This window comes from Robiginitalea sediminis (assembly GCF_002198115.1).
Taxonomy (GTDB): domain Bacteria; phylum Bacteroidota; class Bacteroidia; order Flavobacteriales; family Flavobacteriaceae; genus Robiginitalea; species Robiginitalea sediminis.
Genome location: NZ_NGNR01000001.1, coordinates 1,306,498 through 1,319,701 on the forward strand (window position 1 = coordinate 1,306,498; position 13,204 = coordinate 1,319,701).

14 protein-coding genes are annotated in these 13,204 nt (G+C 55.6%); 11 read left to right on the forward strand and 3 right to left on the reverse strand.

Annotated elements, in window-relative coordinates; all coding sequences use genetic code 11:
- Positions 1 to 33 precede the first annotated feature (33 nt).
- Positions 34 to 519 carry a hypothetical protein gene (locus CA832_RS05810; RefSeq protein WP_198944442.1) on the reverse strand — a complete coding sequence of 162 codons (486 nt, stop codon included), beginning with the start codon at positions 517 to 519 and terminating at the stop codon, positions 34 to 36.
- 205 nt (positions 520 to 724) lie between these two features.
- Between CA832_RS05810 and CA832_RS05815 the strand changes: the two genes are divergently transcribed.
- The 3 genes from CA832_RS05815 (at position 725) to CA832_RS05825 (ending at position 3,160) form a co-directional block, all read left to right on the forward strand.
- A complete protein-coding gene (locus tag CA832_RS05815) occupies positions 725 to 1,420 on the forward strand; it encodes an SIMPL domain-containing protein (RefSeq protein WP_088340591.1) in 696 nt (231 codons plus the stop codon).
- A gap of 192 nt (positions 1,421 to 1,612) precedes the next feature.
- Positions 1,613 to 2,377: an SOS response-associated peptidase gene (locus CA832_RS05820; RefSeq protein WP_088340592.1), complete on the forward strand. Its 765-nt coding sequence runs from the start codon at positions 1,613 to 1,615 to the stop codon at positions 2,375 to 2,377.
- Between the two features lie 72 nt (positions 2,378 to 2,449).
- Positions 2,450 to 3,160: an SIMPL domain-containing protein gene (locus tag CA832_RS05825; protein ID WP_088340593.1), complete on the forward strand. Its 711-nt coding sequence runs from the start codon at positions 2,450 to 2,452 to the stop codon at positions 3,158 to 3,160.
- Between the two features lie 15 nt (positions 3,161 to 3,175).
- Here the strand turns inward: CA832_RS05825 and gldA are convergent, their stop codons facing one another.
- Complete coding sequence (gene gldA / locus CA832_RS05830; protein WP_088340776.1) at positions 3,176 to 4,081, reverse strand: gliding motility-associated ABC transporter ATP-binding subunit GldA; 906 nt, start codon at positions 4,079 to 4,081, stop codon at positions 3,176 to 3,178.
- A gap of 389 nt (positions 4,082 to 4,470) precedes the next feature.
- Here gldA and CA832_RS05835 point away from each other — a divergent pair, with 389 nt between their 5' ends.
- From CA832_RS05835 to CA832_RS05855, 5 genes are all read left to right on the forward strand, one after another.
- A complete protein-coding gene (locus CA832_RS05835) occupies positions 4,471 to 5,301 on the forward strand; it encodes a prephenate dehydratase (protein ID WP_088340594.1) in 831 nt (276 codons plus the stop codon).
- On the forward strand, positions 5,298 to 6,488 hold the full coding sequence (locus CA832_RS05840; RefSeq protein WP_088340595.1) for a pyridoxal phosphate-dependent aminotransferase: 1,191 nt from the start codon (positions 5,298 to 5,300) through the stop codon (positions 6,486 to 6,488). The genes CA832_RS05835 and CA832_RS05840 overlap by 4 nt, the downstream gene beginning before the upstream one ends.
- Positions 6,485 to 7,351 carry a prephenate dehydrogenase gene (locus tag CA832_RS05845; protein WP_088340596.1) on the forward strand — a complete coding sequence of 289 codons (867 nt, stop codon included), beginning with the start codon at positions 6,485 to 6,487 and terminating at the stop codon, positions 7,349 to 7,351. Before CA832_RS05840 ends, CA832_RS05845 begins: the two co-directional genes overlap by 4 nt.
- Before the next feature lie 3 nt (positions 7,352 to 7,354).
- Entirely contained in the window at positions 7,355 to 8,437 is a 1,083-nt protein-coding gene (locus tag CA832_RS05850) for a bifunctional 3-deoxy-7-phosphoheptulonate synthase/chorismate mutase type II (RefSeq protein WP_088340597.1), read from the forward strand.
- Between the two features lie 86 nt (positions 8,438 to 8,523).
- Positions 8,524 to 9,198, forward strand: coding sequence for a head GIN domain-containing protein (locus CA832_RS05855; RefSeq protein WP_088340598.1), 675 nt, complete (start codon positions 8,524 to 8,526; stop codon positions 9,196 to 9,198).
- 75 nt (positions 9,199 to 9,273) lie between these two features.
- Here the strand turns inward: CA832_RS05855 and CA832_RS05860 are convergent, their stop codons facing one another.
- Positions 9,274 to 9,714, reverse strand: coding sequence for a hypothetical protein (locus tag CA832_RS05860; RefSeq protein WP_088340599.1), 441 nt, complete (start codon positions 9,712 to 9,714; stop codon positions 9,274 to 9,276).
- A 93-nt stretch (positions 9,715 to 9,807) separates the two neighbouring features.
- On the opposite strand from CA832_RS05860, the gene rsgA reads away from it, so the two are divergent.
- From rsgA to CA832_RS05875, 3 genes are all read left to right on the forward strand, one after another.
- Positions 9,808 to 10,737 carry a ribosome small subunit-dependent GTPase A gene (gene rsgA / locus CA832_RS05865; protein ID WP_088340600.1) on the forward strand — a complete coding sequence of 310 codons (930 nt, stop codon included), beginning with the start codon at positions 9,808 to 9,810 and terminating at the stop codon, positions 10,735 to 10,737.
- 1 nt (position 10,738) lies between these two features.
- Positions 10,739 to 11,191 carry a D-aminoacyl-tRNA deacylase gene (gene dtd, locus CA832_RS05870; protein WP_088340601.1) on the forward strand — a complete coding sequence of 151 codons (453 nt, stop codon included), beginning with the start codon at positions 10,739 to 10,741 and terminating at the stop codon, positions 11,189 to 11,191.
- Between the two features lie 79 nt (positions 11,192 to 11,270).
- Complete coding sequence (locus CA832_RS05875) at positions 11,271 to 13,202, forward strand: DUF3857 domain-containing transglutaminase family protein (RefSeq protein ID WP_088340602.1); 1,932 nt, start codon at positions 11,271 to 11,273, stop codon at positions 13,200 to 13,202.
- Positions 13,203 to 13,204: the final 2 nt, after the last annotated feature.

Below are 13,204 nucleotides of genomic sequence, written 5' to 3' on the forward strand. Positions count from 1 at the left end.
GCCTTCCTTTCCTTTTATTGAATCTCTGGCTTTTTAAAGGGCCAGTAACAGACCAATATTGAAGTTCCCCCAAGTGGCGGCATCCGAAACCGTCTCGTAGGAAGCGTTCAACTCCAGGATATCCAGAATGTCCAGGCCTACCACCGGTCGGAAATAAAACCCGCCATCCAGAAAATCGGAAATCCCAACGGCATATCCGACATCGACTCCCCCGGTAAGGATGCCCAGCAGGGTGATGCGGGCCGCACCCCCAATGGGAAGGAAAGTACCGTCGTCTATGCTGATGCCCGGGGAGATTTCATCCCCGAAGTAATTCCGGATCCCCACGGTAGGGCCGAAGTTCAGGAGGGCATCCTCCTTTTCGAACATGTAGTAGACATCCCCGCCGAGCATAAAGGTGGAAATGTCGGCAGCATCGGCAGTGGGAATCCCCCCGACTACCCCGATTTTAAATACGCCCTGGGCCTGAAGGCTGCCAAAGGCGAGGACGGCAACTAGGGTAAAAAACGCTTTTTTCATGTTTTTGATGAATTGGTTTCTACATAAATGTACGAAAAAACAGGATGTGAAGCATATGTGATCAGGTTAAGGCAGCCTTACTTACTCAATGGATGTGCAATTTCACTGATGGTTCGATGGGCTTTACCCAGCGGCGGTACCAAGTCTGTCTATCCCGGTGTACCTTTGGTAAAAACACGAATCCATTTTTAAGAAAAATCCATCCATGAAAACGTATGCCTTCCTTTTGTGCCTGGTCGTACTGACACAGGCCTCCGCCCAAACCAAATCGTTCCTGGACATCCCGTACCTGGAAACGGCAGCTACCTCAGACACCCTGGTGGTGCCGGACCGGATTTTCCTGGGGATCCATCTGCAGGAGGCCGACTCCAAAGACCGGGTGACGCTGGAAGTCCTGGAACAGCGCCTGGTCGGCGCCCTGGGCAGTTGCCAGGTCGATACGCAGAAACAACTCTCGGTATCCGGCCTTTCCAGCGATTTCCGCACCTATTTCCTGAAAGGGCAGAAGGTGCTGAAGCAAAAGTATTTTGAGTTGCTGGTTTACGATGCGCAAACGGCCGGCTGCGTGCTTTACGAACTGGAGCAGGCAGGGATATCCAATGTCCGCTTTCTGAGGTCCGAGTTCGCCGGGATGGATGCCCTCCAAACCACCTTGAAAGCCAGGGCGGTAGCAGCCGCACACCAGCGGGCCTCGGCCATGGCAGGTGCCGTGGGCCAGGCCGTGGGCAAGGCTGTCTACATTTCCGATACGGGGAGCTATGGCCCGGTGTATTCCCCTACGCCCATGCCCCGGATGGCCATGGCCGAGGCGGATGCTGCCGCTTCGTACAAGGCCATCGATGCCGAATTCCGCAAGCTCAAAGTGGAGGTACAGGTGCAGGTGAAGTTCTTGCTCGAATAACGCCTCCCGATGTATGGCGTTCCCATACCCATAGGGAAGTACCTGCAAGGCCTTCAGGGGAATGCGAGTAGGATAATGGCCATGTAGCGGGAAGCCCTCATTTTGCTTGCGGATTGCAGGGAGTTCTGTTACCTTGGTGCTGGGGTGGGGGTAGGTGCCCCCAGAAACTACCTGTAAAAACAGCATTTCCCTATGTGTTACGACATCAAGGCAAGCCTGGAAGGCCAGCTAAAAAGAGCGCTGAGAAGGGGCGATGAGGAGGCCGCTGCGGAAATCCGCGAAAAACTGCTGCCCGATACGGATTTGCCTCTTTTTCACGCTTCGGGCTTCAACCACCCCAGGCTGCTGATCTACCCGGACGACAGTCCGGATTTTCCCGTGGTGGCCACCTGGGGCCTGGTACCGCATTGGGTCCGGGACAACGCCCAGCGGCAAAAACTGTGGAACCAGACCCTCAACGCACGGGGCGAAACCATTTTCGAAAAGCCCTCCTTCCGGCAGGCAGCCCGGCAGCACAGGTGCCTGCTCTACATAGATGGGTTTTACGAACACCACCACCACGACGGGGCCACCTACCCCTTCCATATCCGGAGAAAGGACGGGGAGCCCCTGGCCCTGGCCTGCCTGTACAGCGACTGGAAGGACCCCGAAACCGGAAAATGGCTGACGTCCTTCAGTATTGTGACCACCGAGGCCAATACCCTTATGGCCCGTATCCACAATAACCCGAAGCTGGCCGGACCTAGGATGCCCCTGATTTTGCCGGATGCCCTGGCAGACCAGTGGCTGGCCCCCCTGCAGGACCCCCTGGACCGTAAGGAACTTGAAGGGCTTGTACAGCCCTATCCGGAAGGGGAGCTCGAGGCCTATACCGTGGGGAAATTAAGGGGCAAGGCCTACATGGGAAATATCCCTGAAATCTCAAGCCCTGTGGCCTACCCGGAATTGCAAACCTGACGTCCGCAGCCGCAAAAGCGACCGTATATGATTATAAACCCGCCGGCCCCGGCCGGCAAAATCTAAACACCCATGAAATCACCTTCCCTGATCCCGGCAGTAATCCTTGCCCTTGGCCTTGCCCTCGGCGGCTACTTTATCGGCAATACCTACCTGAAGGGCAAACAGTTTGACCGCATTGTAAGCGTTAAGGGCCTTAGCGAGCGCGAGGTTCCGGCAGACCTTGCGGTATGGCCCATCAACATAGTACTTACCGGGAACGACCTGCAGACCCTGAGGCGCGAAATCGAAAAGCAGAACCAACAGGTACACGATTTTTTCAGGGCCCAGGGGTTCGATGCCACGGAAGTATCCGCAGGGGTGGTGAACATCAGCGATGCCCAGGCGAATATCTATAACACCAATGCCCAGTACAGCGCCTACCGCTACCTGGCCAAATCCGAACTTACCGTCCGGACCTCGGATATCCCCAAACTGCAGAAGGCCCTCAATGCCAGCCTGCAACTGCTTTCCGAGGGTATCCTCTTTGCCTCCAAGAACGAATGGCAGCCGGTGGAATATATCTTCACGGGCCTTAATACCCTAAAGCCCGAAATGATTGAGGAGGCTACCATGAACGCCCGGGAGGTAGCTGCCAAGTTCGCCCGGGATTCCGGTTCTGAGGTAGGCCCCATCCAGACCGCCAACCAGGGTTTGTTTTCCATTAACAGCCTCGATGCGAACACCCCCCAGATCAAAAAGGTCCGGGTGGTTTCCACCATCAATTACCAATTGATAGACTAAAGGCCGCAGCCTGCTTTACGGGGTAGGTTGTGTGGTAAGCTGGGAGAAGAGTTGTTCCAGGTTCTGGGTCTTGCGCGTGAGCTGGAGGGTTTTCAGCTGGTTGTCGTGGGCGAAGTCGAACACCATGGGTCGCATATCCTTGGTGGTATCGAATTGCAGTTCGTAGACAAAGCCTCCGGTGTTCTTTACATGGGTTACATGGGGCAGGCGTAGCAGCAGGGGTTCCTCCACCCGGTAGTCGAATTCCACCTCGATGACCTGGGTCTCGCCTTCCCGGAGGGCCTCCATGGATTTGTCTGCCACCAGCCGTCCCTGGTTAATGATCAGCACACGGTCGCAGACGGCTTCCACTTCCTTCATGATGTGGGTAGACAAAAGGATGGTTTTGTCCTGGGCAATCTCGCGGATGAGTTTCCGGATTTCCACCAGTTGGTTGGGGTCAAGCCCTGTGGTGGGTTCATCTAGGATTAGCACCTCGGGGTCGTGGAGCAGGGCTGCTGCCAGGCCCACGCGCTGGCGGTACCCCTTGGAGAGCTGCCCGATTTTTTTATGGGCCTCCGGCTGCAAACCCGTCTGGGCAATGACTTCTGAAATCCGTTCGCGTCCCAGGCCAAAGACGCGGGCGCAGAACCGCAGGTATTCCTTTACGTACAGGTCCAGGTAAAGTGGGTTGTGTTCGGGGAGGTAGCCCAGGCTTCGCTGAACCTCCCGGGGTGCCTCCACCACGTCGAACCCGTTTACCGCTGCTGTGCCGGAGTCTGCCCGGTAATAGGTGGTAAGGATTTTCATCAGGGTGGATTTGCCTGCGCCGTTAGGCCCCAAAAAGCCGACAACCTCACCCTTTCCCACGGAAAAACTTACCTGGTCCAGGGCTTTCTGGTCCCCAAACTGCTTGCTTATGTTCGATACGCTGATGGACATCTGCCGGTTTTTGCCAAAAATACGCATTGCCGGGCAAAAGCAGGTATGCCGGGTGCCTGCGGAAGGAGATTCTGTTCCGATGGGGGCAAGGGTAGTGCAGAATTCCTAAAAAACGATTCGTTTGGTTTAAGAAAATTCAGCCGCTAAATGGAATTGCTTATATTTTTCAAAAATTTCGGGGAATAACGGGTAAATTCAATTTAATACCTACATTAGTGCCGACTAAAGACCTATGAACCATACGTTTTTCTATAGCGGATTTTTCTTTTACTTCTTTTACAAGGGGAGTACGGGGCCGTTATAGATAGTGCGCAACACCATATCTGAGGTCCCGTTCTGAAACGGGACTTTTTTTTTGGCGGTAACACTAGGGTATAAGCAAAACGCAAATGAAGCCACTGCGCGTAGCCATTCAGGGAGTACTCGGCTCCAACCACCACATGGTTGCCCACGAGTATTTCGACCAGGAGGTCGAACTACTGGAATGCCTCTCGTTCCACGGGATGGTAGACAGCCTGGTCTGTGGGGAGGCAGACAAGGCCGTTATGGCCATTGAGAATTCCATTGCCGGATCCATCATCCCCAATTATGCCCTGGTCTGCGAAAACGGCCTGCACATTATCGGGGAGCATTACCTGAATGTCCACCACAACCTGATGGCCCTGCCCGGGCAGCAGCTTTCCGATATCCGGGAGGTCAGGAGCCACCCCATGGCCCTGTTGCAGTGCCGGGAGTACCTGAAGACCCTCCCCGGGATCCGGATGGTGGAAGATGTGGATACGGCCGAGACGGCCCGACGGATCCGGGAAGAACAGCTGAAGGGGATAGCAGCCATCGCCCCGGCCCTGGCAGCCGAGCGCTATGGGCTTGACATCCTGGCCCGGGATATACAGACCATCAAGAACAATGCTACCCGCTTTATTATCCTGAAGAAGGTAAACAAGGAGTGGCCCAAAGAAGTCATCAATAAGGCGAGTATGCGATTTCTTACCGACCACAAAAGGGGAAGCCTTGCCACGGTTCTCAATGTGATGAGCGACTGCAACCTGAACCTGACTAAAATCCAGTCGCTTCCGGTTATCGAAACCCCCTGGAAGTACTCCTTCTTTGTGGATGTCACCTTTGAGGCCTATGACCATTTTGACAAAGCTAAGTCCCTGCTGCAGATCATGACAGAAGATTTCAGGGTGCTGGGGGAATACAAAAACGCTAGGATATGATTCGCGAAGCAGACCGGCTAAACCACGTCCAGGAATACTATTTCTCGACCAAGTTGCGGGAGGTGCGGGCCATGGTGGCCCAGGGACATCCTGTGATCAATATGGGTATCGGGAGCCCGGATTTAGCACCCGCCCCGGAGGTGCTGCAGATGTTGCAGGAAGCCACCTCCCACGCGGGGGCACACCAATACCAGAGCTACCAGGGCCTTCCGGAACTCCGCCAGACCATAGCAGCGTTTTACGAAAACAAATTCGGCGTCCACCTCGAGGCAGATACCGAGGTACTGCCGCTGATGGGCTCCAAAGAGGGGATCATGCATATCAGCATGGCGTTCCTAAACCCCGGAGACCGGGTGCTGATCCCCAACCCGGGGTATCCCACCTATGCCTCCGTAACCCGCCTGGTAGGGGCCGAGCCCTTGTTCTACGAACTCACCGAAGCTGGGGGGTGGTTCCCCGACCTCGACGCCCTGGAGGCTTCGGGCCTGGACGGGGTAAAACTGATGTGGGTGAGCTACCCCCATATGCCCACCGGGGCCTGCGCCACCCGGGAACAGCTGGCGGCATTGGTCAGTTTTGCCCGAAGGAACAATATCCTGTTGGTTAACGACAACCCCTACAGCTTTGTCCTGAGCCGGGAACCCCTCAGCATCCTCGGGGCGGCCGGGGCCGGGGGGCATGTGCTGGAGCTCAACTCCCTGAGCAAGACCTTTAATATGGCCGGCTGGCGGGTGGGGATGGTCCTGGGGGCGGCCCCGCTGATCGCATCGGTCCTCAAGGTGAAGAGCAACATGGATTCCGGGATGTTTTACGGGATTCAAAAAGGGGCCATTGCAGCGCTGAAAAGCGGCCCGAAATGGTTCGAAAAACTCGATGAGGTCTATCGCAACCGCCGTAAAGCCGTGTTTGCCCTGGCAGACCTACTTGGGTGTTCTTACGACCCGGGTGCCGTGGGGATGTTTGTTTGGGCCCGCCTGCCAGAGGGCAGTGCCGATGCGGAAACCTACATCGATGCCCTGCTGCGGGAGAAACACATTTTTATTGCCCCGGGAACTATCTTCGGCTCGGCCGGTGCCGGGTATGTGCGCTTTTCCCTTTGCGTACCCGAGGAGAAAATCAGGGAGGCCATCCGGCGGCTGACCGTGGATAAGCCGGCCCAAAAGCCGGAGCAAAATACAGAGGCATGAAGATTGTTATTATTGGCATAGGACTTATCGGGGGCTCTATGGCCCGGGATATGCGAACTGCACTCCCGGGGGCGGCCATCCTCGGGATGGACCGCAATGCAGACCACCTCCGGGAAGCCGAATCCATCGGGCTAATAGACCGGGAGGCCAGGCCCGAAGACCTGGCCGGGGCAGACCTGGTGGTCGTCAGCATACCGGTAAACCACATTACCGAACAGCTCCCCGGGATCCTGGACGCAGTGGGGGACGATACCCTGGTGATCGATGCCGGTTCTACCAAGGGGCCTATTTGCCAAAGCGTATCCGGCCACCCGAAACGACGGAACTTTTTGGCCTGCCACCCCATTGCAGGGACCGAATTCACAGGTCCGGGGGCCGCGGTCAGCGGGCTGTTCCAGGACAAGGTGAACATCATCTGTGAGGTAGAGCAGACCGCTTTTAAAATTCAGGAGCGGGCCCTGGAGCTGTTCCACAAGCTCGGCATGCGTATCCGCTATATGAACCCGGAGGCGCACGACAGGCACATTGCCTATGTATCCCACCTTTCGCATATCAGTTCCTTTATGCTGGGCAAGACCGTTATTGAGAAGGAGCAGAACGAGCGGGATATTTTTGATATGGCCGGTAGTGGGTTTGAGAGCACGGTCCGCCTGGCCAAGAGCTCCCCGGCCATGTGGACGCCCATATTCGAGCAGAACAAAGAAAACGTGCTGGAAACCCTGGACGAGTATATCGCCAACCTCCGGGATTTCCGGGACAAGCTCCAGGCCGGGGCCTACGAGGACCTGTACCAGCAAATGGACCATACCAACCGGATACGAGATATTTTAAAAGGAATTCCATCGAACAAAAACAATTCATAAACCATGGAAAATTCAAAGCAAATGCGCAATTGGCTGGATCAGATGAACCTGCCGCACCCCCTGGTCATTGCCGGGCCCTGCAGCGCCGAAACCGAGCAGCAGGTGCTGTCCATAGCCCACGAGCTTAAGGATACGGATGTGAACTACTACCGGGCGGGGATCTGGAAACCCCGTACGCGCCCCGGAAATTTCGAGGGCGTGGGGGCCATTGGCCTGAAATGGCTGCAGAAGGTGAAGGAGGAAACCGGGCTGAAAACAGCCACGGAGGTAGCCAACAAAGCCCATGTGGACCTGGCCCTGGAACACGATATAGACCTGCTTTGGATCGGGGCGCGCTCTACGGTGAGCCCGTTTATCGTGCAGGAAATTGCCGATGCCCTGGAGGGTACCGATAAGATTGTGCTCATCAAAAACCCGGTAAACCCCGACCTTTCCCTCTGGCTGGGTGCCGTAGAGCGGCTCTATTCGGCAAACATCCAGAACCTGGGGGTTATCCACCGCGGGTTTTCCACCTACCAGAAAACCAAATACCGGAATATCCCCGAGTGGCAGCTGGCCATTGAACTGCAGACTCGTTTTCCGGACCTGCCCCTGATCAATGATCCGTCTCACATAAGCGGGAAGCGGGACCTGATTTTCGATGTTTCCCAGACGGCGCTGGACCTGAATTTCGACGGGCTTATGATCGAGACCCATACAGACCCGGACAATGCCTGGAGCGATGCCGCCCAGCAGGTAACCCCCCAACGACTGGTACAGATCATGAAAGACCTGAGAATCCGTAAGGAAACTGACCAGGAAGCCGAGTACAATTCCAAATTGGCCAACCTGCGGGCCCAGATCGATGTGATCGACAACCAGCTCCTGGACATCCTGGGTAAGAGGATGAAGATCTCCGACGCCATAGGGGAGCTGAAAAAGGAGCGGAACGTAGCCGTGCTGCAGACCGGGCGCTGGAATGCCATTTTGGGCAGTATGATCCTGGAAGGGGAGAGCCACGGCCTCAGCGAGGAATTCGTCCTGCGCATGTTTAAGGCCATCCACCAGGAATCCATCAACCACCAGGAGAAAATCATCAACGCCTGAGGCGCCGCCGGAATTTTTCGTATCGAAAAAGTGTAACAATGGACCCGGGCCTGCGTCTTTCGTAGCGGAACCAATTAAGAATCCCTATGAGAACACTAGTATTGGCCCTGATGCTGTCTGCCGGCAGCGCGGCCCTGGCGCAACGCACCATAGACCGGGAAGTGGGCGATTTCCACGAGATCAAGGTCTTTGACCTGATTGAGGTCAACCTGATACAATCCGATGAAAACCGCATCCTCATCAAAGGGGAAAATACGGAAGACATCCATTTTGTAAACCGGGACGGGGTGCTCAAACTCCGGATGGAGCTGGAAAAGAAATTCACCGGGGAAGACACCTTTATAGAGGTCTATTACACCGACCTGCAGGTAATCGACGCCAATGAAGGCGCCCGGGTGGTCACCAATGCCCTGGTGGAGCAGGACCGCATCGAACTCCGGGCCCAGGAAGGGGCTCAGATCGAAATCGGGATGCAGGTTCGGGATGCCGATATCCGCGCGGTAACCGGGGGTATTGTAAAAGCTTCCGGTCTGGCCCAAAACCAGGTGATCCGGATCAATACCGGGGGTATTTTTGAAGGCCGGGAACTCAAGACTGACTACAGCGATATCCGCGTATCCGCCGGAGGGGAGGCCGAACTCTATGCCTCTGAGGCCGTGGATATTGAAATCCGGGCCGGGGGGGATGTGTATGTCTACGGCAACCCCAGGCGCATCACTAAAGACCGCATGTTCGGGGGTCGGATCTATATCCGGGATTGACCTCCTCCTAGTTTAAGTGAAAAACCCCCGCGGACTTCTCCGCGGGGGTTTTTGATTCAGGCTTCCGACGGGGGCCTACTTTCTGAAGATATACCGGGTGATGAATATCCCCTGGCCGTCTCCCTTTCCGCCTTCGCTTTCCACGGCGCTGGTGACAAAGGCCAGTTCCCACCCATTGGCAATCATATCGTTGATCATGGAGGTAATCACGGCATCGTTGGCGGCGATATTCTGAAACCGGATCCCGCCCAGGTTATAGAAGTTGAGTAATTTGGTTTCCTCAAAATTCTTGACGCGGATTTCCCCCCGGTCCGATTTGTTCCGGGTGTTGTCGTCTTCGGTTTGCACGCTGGTGAATTCCTTGTAGTCCTTTTCCTCGAGGGCGTTGACGATGCGGGAGCGCCCGAGGCCATTCGGCACGATGGATTCCACACTGGTAATGACCTTGTAGGTCTGGGCGCTCATGTCCCATTGCAGGGCCAGGACCACCAGGGCAAACAAGAATACTTTTTTCATAAGAGTTGATCTGAAAGTTATTAGATAAGGCTATAGTTGACTCCCTACAATGTTACGGGAATATTCTTATTTTGCGAAGCACCAACGTGTAAAATGCAGGGAACCGTTTATAAATCGACAGGAAGCTGGTACCAGGTGAAAGCCCGGGACGGCTCCTTCCACGACTGCCGCATAAAGGGAAAATTCCGGATCCAGGACATCAAAAGCACCAACCCCGTTGCCGTAGGGGACGAGGTGGTTTTTGAACTGGAAACCGTGGCCGGGGAAACCGTGGGCCGTATAGACGAAATCCTCCCCCGTCGTAACTACCTGGTGCGCAAATCGGTCAAGCTCTCCAAGCAAACCCATATTATTGCGGCCAATATAGACCAGGTCTTCCTGCTTATTACCCTGGATAACCCCAGGACATATACCGTATTCATTGACCGCTTCCTGGCCGCTGCCGAGGCGTATTCCATTCCTTGTATCCTGCTTTTCAACAAGGCCGATACCTTCAGCGCGGAAACCGGGGCCTCTACCCAGGAGCTTATGGAGTTGTATACCAGCATCGGGTATGAGTGCCTGGAGATCTCGGCTAAAACCGGCCGTAACGTGGAGAAGGTTGTAGCGCGGATGAAGGGAAAAACCTCCATGTTTGCCGGGCATTCCGGGGTAGGAAAATCTACACTCATCAACCGGATAGCTCCGGAGTTGGCCCTGCGCACCATGGAGACCTCCGAGCAGCACCGGCAGGGGCAGCACACTACCACCTTTGCCGAGATGTTCGACCTGCCTTTCGGTGCGCGGATCATCGATACCCCGGGTATCCGGGGCTTCGGTTTGGTCGATATGGATAAAGAGGAGATCGGGGATTATTTTCCCGAGCTGTTCGCCCTGAAATCCGAATGTAAATTCAACAATTGCCTGCATCTGGACGAACCCAAATGCGCCGTTAAAAAGGCGGTGGAGGAAGGCCGGGTTCCCGAAAGCCGGTACCATTCCTATTTGCAGATTCTCACCGGGGAGGACGAAACCTACAGATAATATGCGAGCCGTTATCCAGCGCGTACGTGAAGCCTCCGTTGTGGTGGAGGGTCGGAAAGTCTCAGAGATCGGGCCGGGCTTGCTGGTCCTGTTGGGTGTGGAAACCCAGGACAATCCTTCCGACGCCGAATGGCTGGCCCACAAGATTGCCAACATGCGGATCTTCAACGACCCCGAAGGCGTCATGAACTGCTCCCTGCTCGAAACCAGGGGCGACCTGATCGCCGTGAGCCAGTTCACCTTGCTGGCATCAACCAAAAAAGGACACCGTCCTTCCTACATCCGCGCCGCCCGCCCGCCGGAGGCCGTACCCCTTTACGAGTACTTCAATGAGCAAATGGAGCATCTATTGGGAAAACCCATCGGTAAGGGGGTCTTTGGGGCCGATATGAAGGTCCACCTGGTAAACGACGGGCCGGTAACCATCACCATAGACAGCAGGAAGAAGGAATAGGCTTTTTTATCGAAAAGTATGCGGGAATTTGTAAGAAAAAGCACAAATTTAAGTTGCATACCTAGCCAGATTTTACTTTATGAACCGAATTCGCATCCTGCTGTTCGGAACGTTTTTTTCGTTTCTTACCCTTGCCCAGGCCCAGAATCTTGAATACCAGGCCTTAGTACTACCCGATACCCTTACCCGGCATGCCGATGCCATTGTGCGGCAGGAATCCATGGTAGTCCATATCCGGAACCCTTTCCGTATGGAGATCGAAATGGAACGCGCCGTAACCGTTTTAAACGGCAAGGGGGACGCCCATGCCTTGGCCATGGTTTCCTACAACAAAAGCCGGAAGGTGGGGTATATCAGTGCCGCGGCCTACGATGCCCTGGGGCGGGAGACTCAAAAATACAAACAGCGGGATTTCCGCGACCTGAGTGCCGTAGACGGGGGCACCCTGTATTCGGATGCCCGGCGGTTGTATCTGGATTATACACCGGTTTCTTACCCGTATACCCTGGTGGTTCGTTATACGCTCGAGGATGCCAATACGGCACCCCTTCCCAATTGGTATTTCCTGAGTGGCTACCGGGTAAGCACCCAGGAAAGCCGTTTTGAGCTTCGGTACGACTCCCCGGAACTTCGTCCCGATTTCCAGGAATCGCACCTGGAGGGCTATGCCATAGAGAAGGAATCCTTCCACAACGGGTTTCGGTATGTAGGGCGTAACCTGCCGGCGATCCGGGATGAGAGCCTCAGCCCTCCCTTTACCGAAGTGGCACCCAGTGTAATGTTGCGTCCGCGCCGTTTCGGATACGAGGGGATCGATGGGGAGGTAGACACCTGGCAGGATATCGGGAAGTGGATGCACCAGCATATGCTCGATGGCCGGGATGCCCTTCCCGAAGCCACCAAACAAAAGGTCCGGACCTTAGTACAGGACACCCGGGATACCCTGGAACGCGCGCGGCGGGTGTACCGGTTTGTCCAGGAAAATACCCGGTATATCAGTGTACAGGTGGGGATAGGGGGCATCCGCCCCATAAGCGCCATAGAAGTGGACCGCGTAAAATACGGCGATTGTAAGGGGCTTTCCAATTATACCAAGGCCCTGCTGGATGCGGTAGGGGTAACGGCCTATTACGTCCACGTGGAAGCGGGGCAGGTCAAGTCCGACTTTAAGCCCGATTTTGCGGATCTCGCCCAGGGCAACCATGTAATCCTGGCGATTCCCTACCAAGGGCAGCTGCACTGGATAGACTGTACCTCTCAGACCATCCCCTTCGGATTCCTGGGGGATTTCACCGATGACCGCCTGGTGCATGTCATCGACCCGGAGGGCGGGTATCTGGTTCGCACCCCCCAGTACAAGGACGAGGCAAACGGACAGGTTACCGAAGCCCGGGTTCGCCTGGATGCTGAGGGTACTCTTGCCGGAAGCGTGGAGGTACGGACCTCGGGTATCCAGTACGACAGCCACTATGCCATCCAGGACCTCAAACCCGACGATCAGGTGGCCATCTACAGACGGCGCTGGGGGTACCTGGAGAACCTCCAGCTGGAAGACCTCAGGTTCAAGAACGACACGGATTCGGTACGCTTCACCGAAACCCTGACCCTCAAAGCAACCAATTACTGGAAGAAGGCCGGGAATAGGATCCTGCTGACTGCAAATGCCTTTAATCGTCTGCGGTATGTGCCGGACCGGTACCGGGACCGTACCCTGCCGTTTCAGGTCCTCCGCGGGTACCAGGACCGGGAGCATTACCAAATTGAGCTGCCCGAAGGATACAAACCGGAGGCCATTCCGGGTCCGGTGGCCATCGAAAGCCCGTTCGGATCGTATCGGATGGAGGTGCAATACCTCCCGGAAGAACACATTCTGGAGTACAAGCGGGAGGCCCTGGTCCGGGAAGGCCGTTATGACGCCGAGCAGTATGAAGCATACAGGGACTTTCACCGGCAGGTGGCCCGGGCCGAGTCGGCCCAGGCAGTCCTGATACAAACCCAAGAATCCAAATAACC

Bases quoted from the DNA above. Each gene is read 5' to 3' on its own strand.
- CA832_RS05820 (WP_088340592.1), top strand. From the start codon at position 1,613: ATGTGTTACGACATCAAGGCAAGCCTGGAAGGCCAGCTAAAAAGAGCG.
- CA832_RS05875 (WP_088340602.1), top strand. From the start codon at position 11,271: ATGAACCGAATTCGCATCCTGCTGTTCGGAACGTTTTTTTCGTTTCTT.
- CA832_RS05815 (WP_088340591.1), top strand. From the start codon at position 725: ATGAAAACGTATGCCTTCCTTTTGTGCCTGGTCGTACTGACACAGGCC.
- CA832_RS05835 (WP_088340594.1), top strand. From the start codon at position 4,471: ATGAAGCCACTGCGCGTAGCCATTCAGGGAGTACTCGGCTCCAACCAC.
- CA832_RS05860 (WP_088340599.1), bottom strand. From the start codon at position 9,714: ATGAAAAAAGTATTCTTGTTTGCCCTGGTGGTCCTGGCCCTGCAATGG.
- CA832_RS05825 (WP_088340593.1), top strand. From the start codon at position 2,450: ATGAAATCACCTTCCCTGATCCCGGCAGTAATCCTTGCCCTTGGCCTT.
- CA832_RS05855 (WP_088340598.1), top strand. From the start codon at position 8,524: ATGAGAACACTAGTATTGGCCCTGATGCTGTCTGCCGGCAGCGCGGCC.
- CA832_RS05840 (WP_088340595.1), top strand. From the start codon at position 5,298: ATGATTCGCGAAGCAGACCGGCTAAACCACGTCCAGGAATACTATTTC.
- CA832_RS05850 (WP_088340597.1), top strand. From the start codon at position 7,355: ATGGAAAATTCAAAGCAAATGCGCAATTGGCTGGATCAGATGAACCTG.
- CA832_RS05810 (WP_198944442.1), bottom strand. From the start codon at position 519: ATGAAAAAAGCGTTTTTTACCCTAGTTGCCGTCCTCGCCTTTGGCAGC.
- dtd (WP_088340601.1), top strand. From the start codon at position 10,739: ATGCGAGCCGTTATCCAGCGCGTACGTGAAGCCTCCGTTGTGGTGGAG.
- CA832_RS05845 (WP_088340596.1), top strand. From the start codon at position 6,485: ATGAAGATTGTTATTATTGGCATAGGACTTATCGGGGGCTCTATGGCC.
- rsgA (WP_088340600.1), top strand. From the start codon at position 9,808: ATGCAGGGAACCGTTTATAAATCGACAGGAAGCTGGTACCAGGTGAAA.
- gldA (WP_088340776.1), bottom strand. From the start codon at position 4,081: ATGTCCATCAGCGTATCGAACATAAGCAAGCAGTTTGGGGACCAGAAA.